General features: G+C 45.3%; 15 protein-coding genes. 5 read left to right on the forward strand and 10 right to left on the reverse strand.

What is annotated here, in order from left to right; genetic code table 11:
* Nucleotides 1-122: 122 nt before the first annotated feature.
* From ACO08K_RS24220 to ACO08K_RS24230, 3 genes are all read right to left on the reverse strand, one after another.
* On the reverse strand, nt 123-3,698 hold the full coding sequence (locus tag ACO08K_RS24220) for a family 78 glycoside hydrolase catalytic domain (RefSeq protein WP_421799064.1): 3,576 nt from the start codon (nt 3,696-3,698) through the stop codon (nt 123-125).
* A gap of 85 nt (nt 3,699-3,783) precedes the next feature.
* A complete protein-coding gene (locus ACO08K_RS24225; protein WP_421799065.1) occupies nt 3,784-4,827 on the reverse strand; it encodes a sensor histidine kinase in 1,044 nt (347 codons plus the stop codon).
* Nucleotides 4,824-5,465, reverse strand: coding sequence for a hypothetical protein (locus tag ACO08K_RS24230; protein WP_421799066.1), 642 nt, complete (start codon nt 5,463-5,465; stop codon nt 4,824-4,826). Before ACO08K_RS24230 ends, ACO08K_RS24225 begins: the two co-directional genes overlap by 4 nt.
* Before the next feature lie 189 nt (nt 5,466-5,654).
* Between ACO08K_RS24230 and ACO08K_RS24235 the strand changes: the two genes are divergently transcribed.
* Together ACO08K_RS24235 and ACO08K_RS24240 are read left to right on the forward strand one after the other, a co-directional pair.
* Nucleotides 5,655-6,518 (forward strand): hypothetical protein, encoded by an 864-nt coding sequence (locus tag ACO08K_RS24235; protein ID WP_421799067.1) that lies wholly within the window; start codon nt 5,655-5,657, stop codon nt 6,516-6,518.
* 226 nt (nt 6,519-6,744) lie between these two features.
* A complete protein-coding gene (locus ACO08K_RS24240) occupies nt 6,745-11,448 on the forward strand; it encodes a BACON domain-containing protein (RefSeq protein ID WP_421799068.1) in 4,704 nt (1,567 codons plus the stop codon).
* A gap of 117 nt (nt 11,449-11,565) precedes the next feature.
* On the opposite strand, the gene pfkA is transcribed toward ACO08K_RS24240, so the two are convergent.
* Both pfkA and ACO08K_RS24250 read right to left on the reverse strand, forming a co-directional pair.
* Nucleotides 11,566-12,552: a 6-phosphofructokinase gene (gene pfkA, locus ACO08K_RS24245; protein WP_421799069.1), complete on the reverse strand. Its 987-nt coding sequence runs from the start codon at nt 12,550-12,552 to the stop codon at nt 11,566-11,568.
* A gap of 158 nt (nt 12,553-12,710) precedes the next feature.
* The gene (locus ACO08K_RS24250) at nt 12,711-13,571 is read right to left on the reverse strand and encodes a hypothetical protein (RefSeq protein WP_421799070.1); all 861 of its coding nucleotides are present in this window, start codon (nt 13,569-13,571) and stop codon (nt 12,711-12,713) included.
* Between the two features lie 174 nt (nt 13,572-13,745).
* Here ACO08K_RS24250 and ACO08K_RS24255 point away from each other — a divergent pair, with 174 nt between their 5' ends.
* The gene (locus tag ACO08K_RS24255) at nt 13,746-14,576 is read left to right on the forward strand and encodes a glycoside hydrolase family 73 protein (protein ID WP_421799071.1); all 831 of its coding nucleotides are present in this window, start codon (nt 13,746-13,748) and stop codon (nt 14,574-14,576) included.
* A gap of 56 nt (nt 14,577-14,632) precedes the next feature.
* Here the strand turns inward: ACO08K_RS24255 and ACO08K_RS24260 are convergent, their stop codons facing one another.
* Both ACO08K_RS24260 and ribD read right to left on the reverse strand, forming a co-directional pair.
* On the reverse strand, nt 14,633-15,265 hold the full coding sequence (locus ACO08K_RS24260; RefSeq protein ID WP_421799072.1) for a thioredoxin family protein: 633 nt from the start codon (nt 15,263-15,265) through the stop codon (nt 14,633-14,635).
* 131 nt (nt 15,266-15,396) lie between these two features.
* Nucleotides 15,397-16,581, reverse strand: coding sequence for a bifunctional diaminohydroxyphosphoribosylaminopyrimidine deaminase/5-amino-6-(5-phosphoribosylamino)uracil reductase RibD (gene ribD / locus ACO08K_RS24265; RefSeq protein WP_421799073.1), 1,185 nt, complete (start codon nt 16,579-16,581; stop codon nt 15,397-15,399).
* Nucleotides 16,582-16,744: 163 nt separating this feature from the next.
* Here ribD and ACO08K_RS24270 point away from each other — a divergent pair, with 163 nt between their 5' ends.
* On the forward strand, nt 16,745-17,386 hold the full coding sequence (locus ACO08K_RS24270; RefSeq protein ID WP_320028131.1) for a hypothetical protein: 642 nt from the start codon (nt 16,745-16,747) through the stop codon (nt 17,384-17,386).
* A gap of 33 nt (nt 17,387-17,419) precedes the next feature.
* Here the strand turns inward: ACO08K_RS24270 and mnmD are convergent, their stop codons facing one another.
* Together mnmD and ACO08K_RS24280 are read right to left on the reverse strand one after the other, a co-directional pair.
* Nucleotides 17,420-18,118 carry a tRNA (5-methylaminomethyl-2-thiouridine)(34)-methyltransferase MnmD gene (gene mnmD, locus ACO08K_RS24275; RefSeq protein WP_421799074.1) on the reverse strand — a complete coding sequence of 233 codons (699 nt, stop codon included), beginning with the start codon at nt 18,116-18,118 and terminating at the stop codon, nt 17,420-17,422.
* 24 nt (nt 18,119-18,142) lie between these two features.
* Entirely contained in the window at nt 18,143-18,301 is a 159-nt protein-coding gene (locus ACO08K_RS24280; protein ID WP_421799075.1) for a hypothetical protein, read from the reverse strand.
* Between the two features lie 176 nt (nt 18,302-18,477).
* On the opposite strand from ACO08K_RS24280, the gene ACO08K_RS24285 reads away from it, so the two are divergent.
* Nucleotides 18,478-19,464 carry a pyruvate dehydrogenase complex E1 component subunit beta gene (locus tag ACO08K_RS24285; protein ID WP_421799076.1) on the forward strand — a complete coding sequence of 329 codons (987 nt, stop codon included), beginning with the start codon at nt 18,478-18,480 and terminating at the stop codon, nt 19,462-19,464.
* Nucleotides 19,465-19,519: 55 nt separating this feature from the next.
* Here ACO08K_RS24285 and ACO08K_RS24290 read toward each other — a convergent pair whose 3' ends face one another.
* The gene (locus ACO08K_RS24290; RefSeq protein ID WP_421799077.1) at nt 19,520-20,614 is read right to left on the reverse strand and encodes a M50 family metallopeptidase; all 1,095 of its coding nucleotides are present in this window, start codon (nt 20,612-20,614) and stop codon (nt 19,520-19,522) included.
* Between the last annotated feature and the right edge of the window lie 23 nt (nt 20,615-20,637).

Raw genomic sequence — 20,637 nt, forward strand, 5'->3', positions numbered from 1 at the left:
AGAATAATTTAAGGCTACCTGTACGCTGCTTGACCTCCTCGAAAGCCTAAAACTTTCGAGGAGGGGCTTTAGATTAGTACAATGGCCCTTGATTTTTAGTGTAAGGCCCGGATCATTAAATGTTACTGTACCACAAACACATAAGTCCCCGACCCCAAAGGGATTTTCGCCTTGGCGCCAGACATAGCCACCCCGGCCCATTGGCTGATGGGTTTACCGGATTCAGTGATTTGATCGATGTTTTTTGCAGGCAAATACAAAGTAGCTGTACTGTTCGCTGGCACCCTGCAGACATAAATCAGCTTTCCTTTTTCCAGTCTCCAGGAACTTCTGATCTGTCCGTACATCGAATCATAATGGCCCCTAGCGGAAGTGATTTCTCCATTGGGATCGGGAGTGGGTTGCAGGATGAAGGATTTGAATGCTGGCACACTGGGATCTCTCTGAATGCCCAGCGAAAAATTGTACATCCAGGCAGCCACTGCTCCAAAAGAATAATGGTTAAAGGAGTTCATGCTGTTGTTCCCTCCAAATCCGTTTTCAACGGTGTAGCTGTTGAGCCGCTCCCAAATGGAAGAAGAACCATTGACTACGGAGTAGAGCCAGGAAGGATACTGCTTGTTGGTCAATAGTTTATAGGCCAAATCGTCGGCGCCATTTTCCGAAAGTGCTTCGCTGATTGACGCGGTACCGATGAAACCCGTCATCAGGGAATATTCTGGCCGTTTTACACCCCCATCGTCTACGTTGGTTCTGGTTATGGTGGATCGTAAACCTTCCAGAGCCTTGGCTTTATTGGTCACATTGAAGATGTCCAAATCCAATGGGATGGCGTAGGAGGCCTGGGTATCCATGAGTTTACCTTTTTCTGACTCAGTCCGATTGTCGCTTTCGTTGGGGGCACCAATGAAAGCAGTCTTTATACCTGATTTTACGGTTTTACCAGCTTCATTGAAGTAAATGGTATTGGTTTTGGCCTTGATGTTGGCACTGCGTTGGGTCAATTCGGCTCCATCCGCAGTTTTGCCAAGGGCTTTGGCCATTTGGCTCAAAATGTCCAGATCGTAGGCATAATAGGACATCCAGAAAAGGGTATTGTCATTTTTATTGCCTTCGGGGCTCAACCAGTCACCCAAAGGGCCTTCGTTGAGGATGCCAGTTTGAGGATCAATTTTGGTTTCCAAAAAATCCACATATCGCTTCATTGCCGGGTAGTGCTCCTGCAACAACTGAATATCGCCATATTGCCGGTAGGTTTCCCAGGCTACAGTAATGCCTGCACTGCCCCATAGGGTACCGCCGAAGCCACCACCAACCGGTGCCACATCGGTAAAACGCCCATTTTCAAATTGAATGTCCCGCATGGCCAACATATGCCTTCTCAGAAACATCGGCGCATCGGCCAGATAGGTGGCTGCTTTTGAAAAAACAGAAATGTCACCACTCCAGCCCATCCGCTCGTTGCGCTGCGGGCAATCGGTGGGGATGGACAAGAAGTTGCTGCGCAAAGACCAGGTGATGTTTTCCCAAAGTTTATTGACCAATGGGTTGTTGGTTTCGTAAAGAGAAGACAATTTATGCACCGAACTCAGCACCAGGCCCTTTACATTTTCGATAGAGATAGCTGCATCGATGCCGGTAATTTCCAGGTACTGGTAGCCGTGAAAAGTGAACCGGGGTTGAATCACTTCATCGCCACCTTTAAGGATGTAGCGGTCCTGGGTCAAAGCAGCGCGGATGTTTTCCAACATGATCATGCCTTCATTGCCTTTGTAATCGGGTAATGCGGGGTAGGCGATTTCGGCAAAACGCAGGTTAATCGCCTGGCCTTTGCGGCCATTTTTGATCAAAATTTTGGGGATACCCACCATGTTTTGGCCCATGTCGTAGACATATACCTTTGGTCTAACTTCTTTTACCGAACGGGCCGTCAAGGTTCTGACGATTTTCACATTTTCGTCCATATTGCCGATCAATTGAAAATCCTTGTAGTCAAAGGTGCTTGTTCTGCCGCGTTCAGTAAAGGTGCCCTGGTAAGCACTTCCCTCCAATGGAACTACACTGGCTGCTTTCCAGGTAGCATCATTAAAGCCCGGGCTGGTCCAACCTTGGATTGCGGCCTCTTTTCCCGCATCGTAAACCTCCCCCTGGAAATAGGAACCGTAACGAATGGGGCCATCGGTGAAGAGTTTCCAGTCCTTGGCGTTAGAGGTGATGATTTGTTCGCTGCCATCGGCGTAGGTGATCACCATTTTGGCCAGCAAGGATTGGCGGTCGCCGAAGAAGTTCCAACTTTCGCCGCTGTAGGTGATGTTTCCACTCCACCAACCTTCACTCAGCCAGGCACCCAGCGCGTTCTCTTTACCTGCGATCAGGTTTGGGGTGACATCATAGGTTTGGTACTGATGGTGTTTGTTGTACTGGGTCAAACCAGGATTGAAATACTCATCACTTACTCTTTTTCCATTGAGGTAAACTTCGTAAATGCCCCGGGCGGTGACGTACAAACGGGCTTTTTTGATGTTGCTTTTGGTTTGAAAAGCCGTTCTCAACATCGGGGTAGCATTGCGGGAAGCATCGGCAGTGATCAATTGTTGCCCCGAAAATTGATAGGCTCCATTCGCCTTGGGGGCACTTTTTAACAGTTGATTGTTGATATCTTCAAAAATCACATTACTCGGAAAACGGAAGTTTTTTACCACTAAATCAGAGAAATAGGCAGTTTGACCAGCTTCGGTTTTAAAACCCATATCGGCCAACATGGGGAAGCTGATGAAGTTGTTGCCCGAACCAACCGGGTTCAAATTCAGGCCCCGGGCAGCAAAAGGTGAGGTTGGTGCTGGCCCGGGTAAGGCCAACTTGTGGGCATTATCGGTCCCATCGACAAAAAACTCAAACAAGCCAAAGTTACACTCTGCATAAATCTGGTGTTTGTTGTACTTGTTTTGCTGATTGATAATGCTTTGGGGGATGTCGAGTGATTGAAAAGGCACATCGGCCTTGTCGTTATTGGTGTAACCTACCCGAAAAATGTTGAGCTTGGCTTTTGACTCGGGGTTGTCATTTAGGCCGGAAATGTCCAGTTCCAGGGCGACATAACTCTCGTTTTTGCCTTTTTCGACCCCCATCAGGTTGAGGTAGCGGTTGGCCAGGCGGGTATCATTGGCCCCAAAGACGAAAGCTCCTTTGCTTGAGCCCGTATTTTTATCCAATTGAATGGCAAAACTGAATTTAAAAACGGATAAGTAGTGGGGGTAAAATACATCGTCGGTCGCGCCTCCACCAATCCATTGGGCACCCGACCAGGCTTTTTCGGAAGGATCCATCAGACCCGTTTCAAACCAGGAGGTGGACTTACTCAGTTTATTTTGGTTGTCCCAAACACTGAGCTCCCAGGTGTAGCGGGTGCTGGGTTTTAAAGCTTCGCCAGCGTATTGGATCGCATGGGCTTGTCCCGAATTGACTTTGCCAGAATCCCAGACTTTCAGGCCTTTATCGTTTTTGACCGTAATTTGGTAAGCGTTTTGGGACACTCCACGGCTGGTGCCGGGGGCTACCATTTGCCAGGAAAACTGGGGCGTGGCGATGTCGGTTCCCAGTGGGGTAGTGCGGTAATTGGTTTTGAGATTGGTCAAAGTGACCTGGGCAGCTGCCCCTATGCTCAGTGAGATGAAGAGGGCAAGGAGTGCGTGTTTCATGCTTGCGGTAGGTTGTGGTTGAATAAGGTGTCCTGATACTGGTGGTAAGATAGGGGATTATTTTGATTTAGACTTAAAAGCTGGCTTACTGCAACTCCAATTCCAACTTCGCCACAAACTCATCCCCTGTACTAATCGTATTAAAATAATACTTACCCGCATACAACAAGTCCAGGCGTTTTTGCAAATTGACCAAACCGATTCCACCGGCGATAGCTGGTTCGGCTGGCAAATTGGGGGTTCCAATGGTATTCTGCAAGGAGACCATCAGCTTTCCGTTCTGTACTTTTATTTTTCCATGCACGGCATAGTTTCCACTGCGGTTGCGGCCCACGTGTTTGAAGCTGTTTTCCAACAAAGGCAAAAGCAGCAAAGGGGCAATGCTCAGGCTTGTATCTGGCAAGTCCAATTGCAGGGATATGTCCATTTCTTCGCCAAAGCGCCACTGTTGTAGCTGGAAATAGTTGCTCAGGTGCTGGAGTTCTTTTTGCAAACTCACCGCTGGGCCAACCCCTTCATAGAGCACATAGCGCAGATTTTCAGATAACTTAAGGATGGCTTCAGGGGTTTTTGGATTTTCCTCTAGGGCCAGACTATAGAGGCTGTTGAGGTTGTTGAACAAAAAATGCGGATCGAGCTGAGCTTTAAGGGCATCGAGTTCGGCCTGGGTTTTTTGCTTTTCGAGCTGCTGGATTTTTTGCTTTTGCTCTTGTTCCCGAAACCAGCCACTGGATAAATTTAACAGGGTACTCAGGAGCCAAAAAACGCTGAGAAAGAGTAAAATTTGCAGTGGCTGATAGTAGGAAATGAAGTAATAGCCAGGAAAAATAATGTCAACCAGGTACTCCATGGTTAAAAAATACCAGGCGACTCCGCTGCACAAAACAAAGAGGGTAAACAACAGGAATTTCCAATATTGACCATTGGGGAGCAGGCGGTCAATCAAAAAAATGTTCCAATACACCACCCAGGTCGCTGGGCATAAAAACAAGAAAGTGTAATAAAAATCGGTGCGGCTTGGAACGTTGTTGTATGCCGTGAGGCGATAAATGACAAATCCGGCCACTGCCCAAAACAAGAGGTGTTGGAAGAACTGATTTTGGGCAATGGCCAGGATTACTTTTTTCATTTTTTAACCAGTTTACGGAGCACTTTAGGCTCGTCGTTCTTGAACAACTTGGGGTCGTTGCCGTATTTTTTGAAAAAATCCTGCAACTCCTGAGTCGAAGCAGTCAAGACCGTTAATGAAGATTCTACTTTCTCATGCTTGATGCGAACTTTGCGTTGTTTGAATAAGTCTTCGAGGTAATCGTCATTAAAGGGGTAAACATAAATGTTGTCGCCTTTAAAAGCAAGTTTGTAAAAATTATGACCGGGAATGTTGTAAGCCAAAAAACCTACGTCATTTTGATCTGAACTACCTTTAGCCACTTTAGGGTCGGGATTTTCGTCCGCCTTTTTGAGTCTTGCTGCTTCTTCATCACTAATGGGTTCTTCTTCCATTTGCACATCTAAAAAATAGTTTTCTCCAATTTTAACCAATCCTGCATTGTACACCGCAGTGAAATTGCGCGAACGACAACGCAGGCGATACAATTTGGAATCATCAGCTTTAAAAAATCGCCAGTACATGCCTTCCTTGTCTTTCCAAAGGGCCATCATTTCTTTTTTCTCAATCAAGGTTGCTTCGGTGTACAGTGGGTGTAAAGAGGTGATGCACGATTGCATGAAAACCAAAAATAAGGTTACGAACAAAATCTTTTTCATGGTGTTGTTGGTTTTTATCCGCAGTGCGGCTGATTTCTGGTACAAGGTTACAGGGAAATAAATTCCGAAATTGGAATAGTCGGTCAAAGGCTAGGGAAAGTAGGTGAATGGAAAGTTGAAATGTTTAGAGTTGAAAAGTTGAAAAGACTTGACCTAACATTTTAGCTTTGTCGTATAAAAAAACACAACTTGGGCTACCTTTCATTCCAACTCTCCAACCTTAAACATTTCAACTCCTTTCGGCTGTTACAAACGGCTACCACCGGCCTACTGCTAGGCCGGGCATGGCAACACCTGTTTTGGGATGCTCCCTACCGCGAATTTTTGTGGGACGAATATTGGATGAAAAATGTCGTCTCGATGGTTCTTGGGCTGAGTTGGTCGGAATACGTAGGCAACCCCCTCTACGATGAACGGATTCAGCTTTTTTCGCAAGGAATAGGTTGGTTTTATTTGTTGGCTGCAGGCGCTGCGCTGGGCATTCAATGGCTTCCTAGCCTGGCCCGTCCCATCTTAACTACTTCCAGTGGGACATTATTGATTTTGGCCTTGATCGTTTGGAAAGAACAAGGTTGGCAAATTGGGCAATTGTTGGAGCAAAGTTTGCAGTGGACTACACCATTGTTATTGGCGGTGAGCAGTAAAGGGGCGATCCCCGAACAATGGATCCGATATGGGACAAGAGTAGCCATTTCAAGCACTTTTATCGGACATGGTTTGTATGCGCTGGGCTACTATCCAATACCCGGCAATTTTTTAGAAATGACTATGCGGTCCTTGAGTATAGGGGAAGATCCTGCCAGGCAATTTTTGTTCCTGATCGGTATATTGGATGTATTGGCAGCCTTGGGAGTGCTTTGGCCCAGATACTTCAAAACCGCAATTTTTATCTACCTGATTGCCTGGGGATTGTTGACTTCCCTGGCTCGCGTGTGGGGCTATTTCAGTTTTGACTTTATTGAAAACTGGCTTCAAATGTGGGTGTACGAATTATTAATCAGGTTTCCTCACTTTCTGGTTCCTTGTTTTTTATGGTTGAGGGAGAGAAAATAAACAAAGGAAAGTGGAAAAATTTTATAAAACATTACTTTTTTATCTACTTTTGAAGCGCTTTATATCATACAAGATTCTTGTAAGATTTTTGGCCAGCGTTTAGTATCCTTTCTTCAGGTATCGCTTCATTTTTTTGATCATTCAAAAAGTATAATCACTTACCATTCCCTGGAATTGCTTGTGCTTTTCCCTCTAAGTTTGTAATTGTAATAAATACCTCTTAAATATGAAACTGTACGGTACTACTGGTTTTCCCATGAATTTCATCGGGCTTTTGATTGTTTTTTTGCTGAGTGGGCTAAGTGCTCCTCTGCTTGCTCAACCCTGGTCGAAAGGAGTATTGATTAATGCCCCCCAGAGATATGGAGTATTGCGCACCAACGCTGAGCAATACTTTAAAACCAAAGGAACTTCAAAGGGTTCGGGTTATAAACCATTCAAACGTTGGGATAACTATTGGGGCTCAAGAGCAAATGCTGAGGGGGTATTCCCGCCAGCTAATGTTCGTCAGGATGAGTGGAACAAATACATTTCTCAGGCAGTAATACAGCCAGGGATTGGGGGGTCTAGCTGGACCAGCTTAGGCCCAAATTCTTCAACTGGCGGATACGCTGGGATCGGAAGAATCAACCGGGTTGCATTTCACCCCAGTGATGTCAATACCTTTTTTGCCTGCACTGCAGGAGGTGGATTGTGGAAAACCAGCAATGGCGGAAACTCCTGGACCAACCTCACCAATAATTTGAGCCGTTTGGGAACCAGCGACTTGGTCGTTGATGCAAGCAACCCCAATGTCCTTTATTTGGCCACTGGTGATTGTGATGGTGGTGATACCCCCTCTATTGGTGTACTCAAATCCACCGACGGGGGCGCAAGTTGGAATCCTACTGGCTTAACTTTCAACGATGGCCAATACGTTTCCATTTACCGTTTAATTCGCCATTCCAGCAATGCAAACATTCTACTTGCGGCTACCAGCCAGGGAATCTATAAGACTACTAACGCAGGTCAAAGTTGGACTTTGACTTTGAGTAATAGTCGAATTTTTGACCTTGAGCAAAAACCAGGCGCGCCCACCACTTATTTTGCAGGAGGGTACGATACCCAGGCTAGGGTTTACATCTCTACTGACGAAGGCGCCACCTGGACAGTGCGTTCTACCATAGCAGGTGCTTGGCGTACGGCAATAGCTGTAACGCCATCAAATTCTAACTTTGTTGGTGTTTTGGCTGAAAAGTACTCTGATGATTCCTTCTCAGGATTTTATTCATCTAGTGATGGTGGAATGAATTATACTTTGCGTTCCAGCACTCCCAATATCCTCGGTTGGGAAAGCAACGGAAGTGGTGCCTCAGGCCAAGGATGGTATGACTTGTCGCTGACCATTGATCCTACTAACTCCAACACCATTTATGCAGGGGGGATCAATACCTGGAAATCTACCAATGGTGGAGCCTCTTGGACGATAAATAACATGTGGACTACCTCAGGGGCCATTCCCGTTGTACATGCAGATAAACACGCCCTGGCTTTTCAGAACAATAGTACTTTGTTTGAATGTAACGATGGGGGAATCTACAAAACGACAAACGGAGGCTCAAGCTGGACTGACCTATCAAATGGTATGGTTATCAGTCAAATGTACCGAATTGGGGTCTCTCAATTGGACACAAAAACCATTGCTGGTTTGCAGGACAATGGCACCAAATTACGGGGTACAAATGGAGTGTGGACGGATGTGATCGGAGGAGATGGGATGGATTGTGCCATCAATCCCACTAATGCAAACGTTTTATACGGAGAATACCAAGGGGGTGGGCTTCAGCGCTCTACCAATGGAGGGGTCAGTTGGACGGAAATTATTCCTGAAAATGGCAATGCAAGTGGAGCATGGATTTCCCCTATTGTAATTGATCCAAACAACAATCAGACCATTTACTTTGGCACAAATCGGGCGGTTTATAAATCTACTAACCAAGGTACTGCGTGGACAAAGATCACCAATACTTTGTCGCTGGCCAATGATGTTGATCACATTGCCGTTGCCGCTTCTAATTCTAACTACATCTATTTTGTTACGGGCACAACCAATGTCAAAGAAATTTACCGTACTACAAATGGGGGAACGAGTTGGACTAAAATGACGACGCCAATTAGTGACCGTGTTTCCTGGTTGAGTATCAACCCGACCGACCCCAATCTCATTTACATTACCTTTGCGAATTATGCATCAGGCAATAAGGTATACCGTTCAAGCAATGGTGGTACCACCTGGACCAATATCACTGGTACATTGCCAAATTTGCCTGCCAATTGTATCGTCTATCAGACCGGTAGTAATGGCAACCTATACATTGGAATGGATGCAGGTGTATTTTTTCGGGACAATTCGATGAGTGACTGGTCCTTGTTTAATTCGGACCTTCCTAACGTGGAAATTTTTGAATTAGAGATAAAATACAACACCAACAAAATTCTAGCGGCAACTTATGGCCGCGGGCTATGGGAATCTCCATTGTATACTGTTCAGAACCCAACGCTAACCGTGTCGCCCACTACACAAAGTGTCGCGTCCACTGCTGGGAATTTTGCTGCAACGGTTACTTCCAACGTGGCATGGAGTGTCAGTTCCAACGCCACCTGGCTAACTGCTAGCCCGAACGCAGGTAGCGGTAATGCCAGTGTAACCATTAGTCATACTGCCAACACCGGAGCGCAGCGCACGGGGATTCTTACTTTCACGGGGTCTGGACTTACTCAAACTGTCACAGTAACCCAGGCAGCGGCAGCGAACCTGACCGTAGCACCTACAAGTCAATCTGTTTCTTCCCAAGCAGGTAGCGCAAACATCACCGTTACCTCCAATGTGGCCTGGAATGTAAGTTCCAATGCAGCATGGCTTACCCCTAGCCCCAATTCCGGTAGCAATAATGGGACGGTTGCAGCAAGTTTTACGACCAATACAGGAGCAGCACGAACCGGAACCTTGACTTTTACCGGTGGAGGCATTACCCGTACAGCTACGATCACTCAAGCTGCGCCAGCCTCGCTCACGGTAACACCAAGTACTCAATCGGTAGGCACTGCCGCAGGAAGTTTCAACATCACGGTGAGTTCCAATATTGCTTGGACAGTCAGTTCTAATGCAGCATGGTTGACCACCAGCCCAACATCTGGAAGCAATAACGGCACAGTAACGGCAAGTTATGCTGCCAATACAGGTGCCGCACGGACTGGAACCCTTACTTTTTCAGGTTCAGGACTTACCCAAACCGTTACCGTAAATCAGGCTGATGGGCGAACTTTTTGGGTAAGCCCCGAAACTTATGCAGCTCCGGCTACCGCGGGTAGTTTCTCCTTTAATGTTAATGCGTCATTGTTTTCTACCTGGACTGTGAACAACAATGTTAGTTGGCTTTCTGTGAATCAGCTTTCAGGTTTTGGCAATGGTACTGTCACCGTTACTCATACGGCCAATGTGGGTTCAATCCGTACAGGTGTCATTACTATCTCTTCTGGCTTTGAGTCAAGAACTGTGACCATTACACAAATTGGCAATACTGCTCCGGTATTAAGCATCAGCCCGAGCACAAGGTCGGTTGGCAATGCGGCCGGCAGTTTCGTAGCATCAGTCACCGCAAATGTCCCCTGGACCGCAAGTTCCAACGCAACTTGGTTGAGCATTAGCCCAAGTACAGGGACTGGCAATGCTTCCGTCAGTCTGAACCATACTGCCAATAGCGGCGCCGAGCGAACTGGAGTAGTTACTTTAAATGGCGGTGGTGCCTCAACCAGTATTACCGTAACCCAGGCTGCCGCGCCAAGTCTGACAGTAACCCCAACTTCCCAATCTGTTGCCTCCAACGCAGGTAGTTTTCCAGTTGCAGTAAGCGCAAATATCGCCTGGACAGTAAGTTCCAACGCGAATTGGTTGACAGCCAGCCCAGCATCCGGGGCCAACAATGGGACTGTAACAGCCAATTACACCGCAAATGCGGGGGTAGCCAGAACAGGGACCTTGACTTTCAGCGGAAGTGGCATTACTAGAACAGTTACTGTGTCGCAAGCAGCACCTACTGCCAACTTCTTAACGGTAAGTCCAGGCAGCAAAACCTTACCAGCAGGGGCTGATACGTTCCAGATTATTGTGCGTTCAAATGTAGCATGGACTTTGATCTCTTCTGGGGCCTGGATGTTGCCTGGGGCGAGCAATGGGAATGGAAATGCTACTAGTGTGATTTTTTACCAACAGAACCAAAATGCTGCCACCCGAAGAGATACTTTAACCTTCAGTGGTGCAGGAATTGTTCAGAAGGTGGTAGTCACCCAAAATGCAGGTCCAGGTAGCAGCTTAGGGGTTTCTCCAAGCACAATTAATACAAGTGCAGTGGCATCCAGCGCGTTGGTTAACATTACGACCAATGGTTGTTGGACGGTATCGGATGATGCAAGTTGGGTGTTGCCAGGAACTACCGAAGGAGTGGGTAATGCTAGTTTGGCGCTTTTCATCCAGGTAAACAACGCAGCAGCTCGAAGCGCCACTGTAAGCATTGATGGAAATGGTGGTATTCAAACCGTTGTCATCAATCAAGCCGCCGCCGCCAGCCTGATTGCCCCCAATCTAGCTATTGCACCTAATAATTTCCAATTTGGTAAGCAAGCTGCATCCACTACACCCAGCATGGAATTGTTCCCCAATCCAGCTCAAGATATGGTGAACATCGTACTTGATGCCGTGGATGTAAAACAACAGGAAATTCAATTGGTGGTCATAGATGCTTACGGTAGAGTAGTCATGAAACAAAAGATGACCAGCGACTTTACCAAAATCTCATTGGCTAATTTATCGAATGGAATGTATACGTTCAGCATGCTATTGCCTGATGCAAAAATGCTTAGTAAAAAACTGATCGTAACCAGAACAGAGTAAGAGATTGTCTGAATATTTTTGTTTTAAGCGAAAATATTTAGATAAGCTCTAAGGTGAGATCAATAAAAAATGCCCTCAAAACAGAACAGTTTTGAGGGCATTTTTTATTGTCCAATGCTACATTGCCAAAATCCCTGCCATTTTGATCAACTGATTGTTGATAGCTTTTTCAGTAAAAATGGCCTCGTGAAATGGCGTATAAACAATTTCATCGTTGACAATACCTGCCATGACATCTGCTTTGCCTTGCACCAAACCTTCTACTGCGGCATGGCCCATTCGGCTAGCCAGCATCCGGTCGAGGTGACTGGGTGCTCCACCACGTTGTAAGTGCCCAATGACTGCTACACGAATGTCAAATGCGCCAGGCATTTTTTCATTGACCTTGCTGGCAATCTCATTTGCACTTCCCAAGGTGCTGCCTTCCGCAACAATGATTAAGCTAAATAGCTTTTTGCGTTTGGCGCTGCGTTGGAGAACACCTACTACGTCTTCGATGCTAACGCTGATTTCCGGAGTAACTACACTTTCTGCTCCACTACCAATACCCGTGTGAAGGGCAATGTAGCCAGCGTGGCGACCCATTACTTCCACAAAAAAGACCCTGTCGTGGGAGTCGGCAGTATCGCGAATTTTATCAACAGCCTCAATGGCGGTATTTACTGCAGTATCAAAACCGATGGTGTAATCGGTTCCATACAAGTCATTGTCGATGGTGCCGGGCAAACCAATAATTGGAATGTTGTGCTCCTGCGCAAATATGTTGGCTCCGGTAAAAGTACCATTGCCGCCAATGGCTATGCAAGCATCAATGTCGAATGCACGTAGCGATTCATAAGCGGCTTTGCGGCCTTCAGGAGTCATAAAACGTTTGCTCCGCGCCGTTTTGAGGATGGTTCCTCCCCGATGGATAATGTTGGCAACGTCTTTGCGTTCCAAACGTTTAAAATCGCCATCAATCATGCCTTCATAACCACGAGAAATACCATAAACATGTAGGTCGTGGAAGGAGGCGGTACGAACCACTGCACGAATAGCCGCGTTCATCCCCGGAGCATCTCCTCCCGAGGTGAAAACGGCAATGCGTTTAATGTCTGTTTTCATCACTTGTAACTACTTGTTGGGTTATCCGTTTGTCCTATACAGTGGGGCAAAAATAAATGTTCATTTTTTTTAAGCCATAGGATTAGATAAGACACTTAAATTAAACCGTTTACCTATTTAATCCTATGGCAAAATGAACATTTATTTTTTCATTGCCCCTATGCGTTGCGGCTCAATTCATGAGCGCGATGGAATTGCACCAATGTATCAATGGGCTTCAAGATAAACACTCCCGGCTTCATTCCACGCTCTTCCAGGATAATTTTTACAATATCCTGAAAGTAATACGCTACCGAACCAATAAAATGGATGGGCAGATTGAGGTGCCCGGGATATTTTCGCACATTGCGATCAATAAATTCCGCAAAGGATTGGTAAATGAGTTTCTGGATAAAAAAGTGGTTTCGAAACTCGCCCAAAAATTTGGTAAAAGAGGCGAGATATACATTTGGTTGTGGCTTGCTGTAGACGTTGTCCAAAATTTCGTCCTTTCCTCCCGGAACTTGTTCCTCCAGTGCCTTTTCAAGATCGGGGGGGAGTTCACGGTAAAAATAGGCCCGGATTAATGCCTTGCCCAGGTGGGCACCGCTGCCTTCGTCACCTACAAAATAGCCGAGATTGGTGACGTTATCGGTTACATCCTTACCATCAAACAAACAGGTATTGGAACCAGTGCCAATGATACAGGCAATACCAGGGTCGCGGCCACATGTTGATCGGGCCGCTCCCAGCAAGTCGTGTTCGACTTCAACATGAGCGTTAGGAAACAAGCGCCGCAATGCCCGGGCAATTTTTTCAGCCTTGGCATGATCCCATACCGCAGTACCATAATAGTACATGGCGCTTACCTTTGATAAATCTACTTGGTGCTTGTCCAATTCTTCTTTGCTTTTATCATAAATCAAATCCTCACTGTGGTAAAGAGGATTAAAACCCATGGTGTGCAGCAATAGTGCTCCTTCATCGGTTAAAAGCATCCAATCTGTTTTGGTCGATCCACTGTCGGCTACAATGATCATAGGTCTGAGCGCTGTTTTAGGACTGTTTTTTGGAAATTTCTTGGGTAAAGGTAGTGTAAAAGCTACACTAAGTAAAATCGAAGCTTTGTTTTTTTAGCCACAAAAAGTTTTATAAATTGTTTGTTTAAAAACATTTTTGTTTTAACTTTGCTAACACAAAAAATATCATTTGCCATGAAGCAGTACAATACCCACACCCAAAATTCAGGCAGCCTGGCCTTTTTGCAAGAAAATCAATTATTTGCATGGGTAAGCCGCAACTGGTTTAACAGTATCTTACTTTATCTTGCTGGTCACCTTTTGTTTCAAAGAGACCTTAGTTTACAAATAAACATGGATGGATCTGTCGAAAAAAAAATGATGCTGGCCACCCAAACCAGTTTAGAAAATTCCATTAACAGTCAACAAGCGGTATTTGTACCGGCTATTAACATTAGCCAATTGATCCAAAAAAGCACACCTAAAACAAGTGCCAAAACAACAAAAACAGAGCCAACATTTAGCGTATCCAACTTGACACCAGCGTTAAGCCAGAATAAAAGTGGGGGAGAGGTGCGAGGAGAAAAAGCCCAAACCATGCAAGCCTATATTGATAAATATGCCCCAGCTGCCATTCGTGCGATGAACAAATACGGCATACCAGCCAGTATTACCTTAGCTCAGGGATTGTTAGAGTCAAACGCTGGGGAAAGCAAATTAGCCCTGGAATCCAACAACCATTTTGGCATCAAATGCCGGCGCAAATGTAAGGGCTGTACTTGCCGCAACTACACCGACGACGATGTTTACGATATGTTCCGGGTCTTTGATTCTGCGTGGGAAAGTTATGAAGAACACTCTGTTTTATTGAGCAGCCCTCGTTATGAGCATTTACAGAAATATGGTAAAGATTACAAGAGCTGGGCCTATGGCTTGAGAAGGGCAGGTTATGCTACAGATAAAACTTATGGACAAAAACTGATTAGACTCATTCGCAATTTGAACTTGGACAAATATGATATTTAATGCTGTTTTGTAGAGACGCACGGCTGTGCGTCTCTACAGTGCGTTGCACAATCAAATTATCTTTTAAATCCTTCGGGCACCTTAAAATCTTTTTGAAAGATGGACCAGGGGACTTCTTTGTATTTACCGGTCCCAAAATAAGAGGAAATCATCAAAAGCTCTTCGGCATCCCGATAGCCAGGAATGGGTTGAATCATTTCCATGTTTTCATCTAAAAACACCAGGGAAGGAAAACTCAAATGACCGCGTAACAACTCTTCAGCCAGTTCATGGTGACCACCTTTGGAGGTACGCACATAGCGAAACTCTTTTCCCTTGTATTCCAATGGTTCCTTGGATTCGGCATCCAATTTGACCAGGTAGTAATTGTCGTTAAGGTATTTGGCGAGGTAGGAGTTGCTGAACGTTTCAGCATCCATTTTTTTGCACCAACCACACCAATAGGTGAAAACATCCAGCAGGATTTTTTTCTTTTCCTTTTTGTTCAATTCGACAGCTTCATCCCAACTTACCCAATTAAGCGTTACTGCCTGGCTACGAACGGGGGTACGCGGAGTTATGCCTTTTGCGGTTACACCAGATTTTGGCGTTGTACCTTTTTTCAAAAGCAGTTGTTCCTGCGCCCTTGCTGCCGTAATATTTAAGCCAATCATCAAAACCATAGCGAAACACATACCCAATCTGCTCATCTCAGCAATGTTTGTTTTCTCTGTAAAATTAGTAAATGTTGGCGAGCCATCCACCTACTGTATACTAAAGACAAAGGTAAAACACTTTGGTCACCCGATTTATGCTGCAAAAAGTAAACCTTAAAATAAGTTTAACTTCTGTGAATATTTCGATAAACTTTTAAATCATCCAAGCCTAGAGGTATTTTTTTTACCAGGATACCTGGTATTTCAGGGGCAGGGATACCATTGTCTAAAATGTTTTGCCCCTCCAAAACCCTGGCTTCATCCCACATTTGAGCAGCAACAATGCTTTCAAAAATTTTTGCCCCTCCTTCAATCAGAACCACTCCTAATTTATAATTCGTCCATAACATGTGCATCAATTTTTCCCAAAATGTGGCATCAAAGGGCATTTGGAGGTATTGGACTTGTTCCTGAATAATGGTCTCAGGGATTTGCTCCGTAACAATCAAGGTTTTTTTCCCGTCTGAAAAAACCTTTAGGTGTGGAGGTAAGTTTAACTTTCGATCCAAGACAATACGCAGAGGAGATTTACCAAAATAATGTCGGTTGTCCAATTGAGGATCGTCCATCAACGCAGTGGTGGTACCTATTAATATGGCATCAGCTTCACTCCGCCAGCGGTGTACCAACCTTTTGCTCGTCGCTTGAGTGATCCAAAACTGGCTCCGGTCCAGTGGAGCGAAGTACCCGTTGCTGGTAACAGCCATTTTTAAGATGATATAAGGTCTTTGCTGACTAACTGCAATATTCCGGGTTGCAGCCAATGCTTTTCCTTCTTCTTCCAGAATTCCAGTAATTACTTCAACGCCATGTTCGCGCAATATCCCGACTCCTCGCCCCCGGACTTCGGGGGTAAGATCCAAACAAGAAATTATTACTTTGGTAATCTTTTCCTGAATGATCAAATTGGTGCAGGGAGGCGTTTTCCCATAAATACAACAGGGCTCAAGAGAAACATACAGGGTGGATTCGGCAATAAATTCCCGATTGTGCATTGCTACTGATGCCACGGCGTTGACCTCCGCATGCGCTCCTCCATACCGTTGATGGTATCCTTCACCAATGATTTTACCATTGTAAACCAATACTGCCCCCACCATCGGATTGGGAGAAACAGCTCCTGCTCCCAAACGCGCCAGGTCGAAACACCTTTTCATAAAGAAAATTTGCTCTTTTCCCATATTTTTTTGTGCTTTTGCTGCCATACGACAAAGAAAAATATAGCTTTTACGTAAATATTGTTGAATAAATGTTATCCGTTTTTTGATTTTGTTTATCTTTAGAGCTGTAAATTCCAGCCCATTGAACAAAGAGAACCAGCTCTTGGATCGAATAGAACTACTTTTCCTAGGAAAAACTTGCTAACTTCCCTAAACCTAAACAGTACAACATTCAGTGCTACTTGTGCAATCCCTTAGAACAGAAAGGTTTACCATTCTATGCCTTATTTTGAATAACTAAAATTTTGAGAGCGTGCTTTACAAAGTTAAATTGAAAAACGCAGAAGAGTCAGTCCTTTTGGACGACAAAATCTACGAGTTTCTTACCACTGACCCGTATCTTGTTAAGGTAGATTTCATTAACAACCTCCGGCGTCACTCCAGTGGCTGCGCAGTTTTCCAAAAAACCTGGAAAAAAGCAGATGGAGGGTACAAAACCGAAACCATTTATCTGCATAAAATCATTGCAGAAAAGTTTCTGGTGGACACTAAGGGTGGTGATAAGAACTTGGTAGGTGCCAAAAACGGCAACAAACTAGATTGCCGGATGGAGAACCTCATTTATAGATCCCGTTCCGTAGCAAGTCGAAAACGGAAAACCAGTAGCAAAGTAGGCTACACTGGGGTATATAAAGAAAACAACCGTTACCGGGCAGTCATCTCTGTCAATCGAAAATCAGTGCACATTGGCATGTTTGCCTCGGCCGAAGAGGCAGCATTGGCCTACAACAAGATGTCGCGAAAATTATACGGTGATGACGGTAAACTCAATGCCATTAAATCATCGAGAAAAGGAGAAGAGGAGACTCCAATCGACCTTTCTCAAGTCATTGAAGTACCGAATACTGGCGTAAAGTCCAAAAGGGGGCGCAAACCCAAAAATTACGTTCCCTAACTGAAAAACGCGCCTGAATGATTGCACATCACTTCAGGCGCGTTCTTTTATGGCTTTGGTCATTTCACGTTTTCCGGGAGGCCCGGGCATACGCTCCACTATAAATCCTACCGATTTAAGCGTTCTTTTAAACTCCCCTTTGGCACAATAGGTCACCAAAACGCCACCAGGCTTTAACGAATCGTACATTTTTTGCATGATGGCTGCAGTCCACAATTCCGGTTGAGCACTTGGGGCAAAAGCATCAAAATAGATCAAGTCGAATCGAGGCTCGAATTGAAGTTCCTCCAAATTGCCCAATCTTTTTTGCAAATTGAAATGTGGAGCAAGGGCGATTTCTTGTTCCCAAGGCATATTGTGCATCTGGACAAACGCTGTATTCAACGTTGCATCATTTTCGTCGATCAGTTGAGGATAATTCAAGCTTTGCGCGGCAGGTATCGAAATGGGAAATTCCTCGATAGCTTCATAATACACCTCCACCTGGCGATTTGCCGTTTCATGATAGGTAAGCAAAGCATTGAGACCAGTACCAAACCCCATTTCAAGGATTGATATTTTTGCTGGTGTATTCAACAACAGGGGATATAGACCAGCCTGGATAAAAACATGTCGGGATTCAGTGATGGCACCGTACTTGGAATGGTAACTCACCCCAAAGCGAGATGCAGTAATGGAGTGTGAACCATCTTGTGTTACGAAGATTTCATCATTAGCTGCGTCATCGCTCATTGGTGTCTTGGCTACAGGGATAGATTAAAAAAACAGCGCTACAGCGGTTTTGATGGCTTCAGTAATCAGATCAGTAAAGGAAAAATTGGTAGGACATCCATAGCCCCGATTGCAGGAAAATGTGAGTGCAAGCACTGCACAAGCCAACAAGATGTTCTGAGATTTTTTGATTTGGATTTTCATATGTTCAGTCTATTAGCAAAAAAATGAATGTACAATTCGTCCAAACAAACGCAAAGGCAATTGGTTTTATTTTAGCGCTTTGCTTTTCGGTACAAAAGTAGAGATTTTTTCTATTTTTGCTGCGCCTAAATTTAACAGGGCAAAGGCACAAGCTTTAAAATTGACAAAAACTGCATATGAGTAGAGAACTTGCGCTTCGCGATGCACTCAGAGAGGCATTGATTGAAGAGATGCGCCGGGACGAAACCGTTTTCCTGATGGGAGAAGAAGTAGCCCAATACGATGGTGCATATAAAGTGAGTAAAGGTTTGTTGGATGAATTTGGTCCCAAAAGGGTGATCGATACCCCAATTGCTGAGCTAGGTTTTGCCGGTATTGGTGTAGGCGCGGCCATGAATGGTTTGCGCCCGGTGGTAGAGTTCATGACCTGGAATTTTGCCATCCTGGCTTTTGACCAAATAGTCAACAATGCTGCCAAAACCCTTTCGCAGTCGGCTGGTCAATTCAACTGCCCGATCGTTTTCCGTGGCCCTTCCGGAGCTGCTGGTCAGTTGGCACAACAGCACTCTCAGACTTTTGAAAGCTGGATGGCGAATGTACCTGGTTTGAAGGTCATTTCCTGTATTGATCCAGCTGATGCAAAAGGTTTACTAAAGTCTGCAATCCGGGACAATAACCCGGTATGCATCATGGAATCGGAACTTTTGTATGGGCACAAAGGGCTTGTGCCAGAAGGAGAGTACCTTGTTCCAATTGGCAAGGCTGCCATTCGCCGAGAAGGTACCGACGTAACCCTGATTTCCTACAATAAAATGACGCTTGTTGCGCTGGATGCTGCTACAGAACTGGCAAAAGAGGGCATTTCTGCCGAGGTGATCGACTTGCGCACGATCCGTCCGTTGGACGTGGAAACCCTGATCAATTCAGTGAAAAAAACCAATCGTTGTGTGATCGTAGACGAAGCCTGGCCATTTGCCAGTGTGTCTTCAGAAGTAGCTTACACCCTTCAAAGATTGGCTTTCGATTACCTGGATGCTCCTGTAGTGCGGGTTAGTTCAGCAGATACTTCCTTACCATATGCATCTACTTTGGTGGATGCGTATATGCCTAACCCCAGCCGGGTGATTAAAGCGGTGAAGGAAGTGATGTACGTGAAAGGTTGAGAAATTGAGTACCCGGTGCTTCGGCTCCGCTCAGCTACCGGGTACTCAATTTCTCTCAACTAAACCGCAGGTGCGGCTGAGAATTGTCAATCACCAATATCTCCATTATATTATCCCGATTCAGCACGCCAACCAATTTCCCACCTTCGAAAATCGGGGCAATTTCTACGTTTTCATCGGTCATTTGATCGTATACATCATCCAGGGGCATTTGTGGTTCCAATCGCAAAATGGTGTGATTCATCACTTCACTTAACTGGGCTTCTTTTCCGAAATGTCCCAATCCTTCAATCATCTCATTGCGAGTAAGCGTTCCCACCACCTGATCATTTTCGAGTACAATGAACTCTTTTTCCTGCCCATCCAATAAAAGGCGTACGGCGGTTCCAATGGTATCGGTACTTTGTAGTGGAGTGAACTGATGCATGATGGCGTCTTGCACCTTGTATTTAGACAAAGCCGAACGGGTTGATTCGTAATTGCCTTCAGCACCTGCCCCTAAGTAAATAAATACGCCAATAAAGACCAACCAAATATTGCCGCTCAAACCAAACAAAACCAAGCCGATCGCCAACAGTTGGCCAATTCGGACTGCAATGGTAGTGGCTTTGTAGCGGCCGTATTTCATGGCGAGTAATGCGCGCAATACCCGTCCACCATCCATCGGGAAAGCCGGAATCAGGTTGAAGGAAAACAACATGACATTGGTAGTAAACAAAGAATAAATCATGTTGTCATTGCTCACCGGGCTCCACCAATCAGAAATAGCGGGCACATGGCCAGTGAAAGCCAACAAGATCAGAAAGAGGATAGCCAAAACAAAATTAACGGCTGGACCTGCAAAAGCAATAAGCATTTCTTGCCAGGGCTTTTCGGGGATATGTTCCATCGCTGCAACGCCACCAATAGGAAGGAGGGTAATGTGGTTGGTTTTTACACCAAAACGTTTGCCCATCAAGGCATGGCCAAATTCGTGAAGAAGAACGAACAAAAAAAGCAGTACAATGAAGATAAAACCGTTTAAACTGCCTTCGGAGCTTCCGATGGTACGAATTCCAGCCACAAATACTCCAAGGAGCAATACAATAAAGGTCCAATGCAAGAACACATCGATGCCAGCAATTCTGGCTATTTTAAGCGACCATTTCATGGCGAGTGAGGTTTTGTAATGTG

The sequence above is a fragment of the Haliscomenobacter sp. genome (genome assembly GCF_965225875.1).
In the GTDB taxonomy this organism is placed as follows: domain Bacteria; phylum Bacteroidota; class Bacteroidia; order Chitinophagales; family Saprospiraceae; genus Haliscomenobacter.

Coding starts and splice junctions, on each gene's coding strand:
- ACO08K_RS24240 (WP_421799068.1), top strand. CDS start 6,745: ATGAAACTGTACGGTACTACTGGTTTTCCCATGAATTTCATCGGGCTT.
- ACO08K_RS24285 (WP_421799076.1), top strand. CDS start 18,478: ATGAGTAGAGAACTTGCGCTTCGCGATGCACTCAGAGAGGCATTGATT.
- ACO08K_RS24260 (WP_421799072.1), bottom strand. CDS start 15,265: ATGAGCAGATTGGGTATGTGTTTCGCTATGGTTTTGATGATTGGCTTA.
- mnmD (WP_421799074.1), bottom strand. CDS start 18,118: ATGAGCGATGACGCAGCTAATGATGAAATCTTCGTAACACAAGATGGT.
- ACO08K_RS24250 (WP_421799070.1), bottom strand. CDS start 13,571: ATGATCATTGTAGCCGACAGTGGATCGACCAAAACAGATTGGATGCTT.
- ACO08K_RS24280 (WP_421799075.1), bottom strand. CDS start 18,301: ATGAAAATCCAAATCAAAAAATCTCAGAACATCTTGTTGGCTTGTGCA.
- pfkA (WP_421799069.1), bottom strand. CDS start 12,552: ATGAAAACAGACATTAAACGCATTGCCGTTTTCACCTCGGGAGGAGAT.
- ACO08K_RS24220 (WP_421799064.1), bottom strand. CDS start 3,698: ATGAAACACGCACTCCTTGCCCTCTTCATCTCACTGAGCATAGGGGCA.
- ACO08K_RS24290 (WP_421799077.1), bottom strand. CDS start 20,614: ATGAAATGGTCGCTTAAAATAGCCAGAATTGCTGGCATCGATGTGTTC.
- ACO08K_RS24255 (WP_421799071.1), top strand. CDS start 13,746: ATGAAGCAGTACAATACCCACACCCAAAATTCAGGCAGCCTGGCCTTT.
- ACO08K_RS24225 (WP_421799065.1), bottom strand. CDS start 4,827: ATGAAAAAAGTAATCCTGGCCATTGCCCAAAATCAGTTCTTCCAACAC.
- ACO08K_RS24230 (WP_421799066.1), bottom strand. CDS start 5,465: ATGAAAAAGATTTTGTTCGTAACCTTATTTTTGGTTTTCATGCAATCG.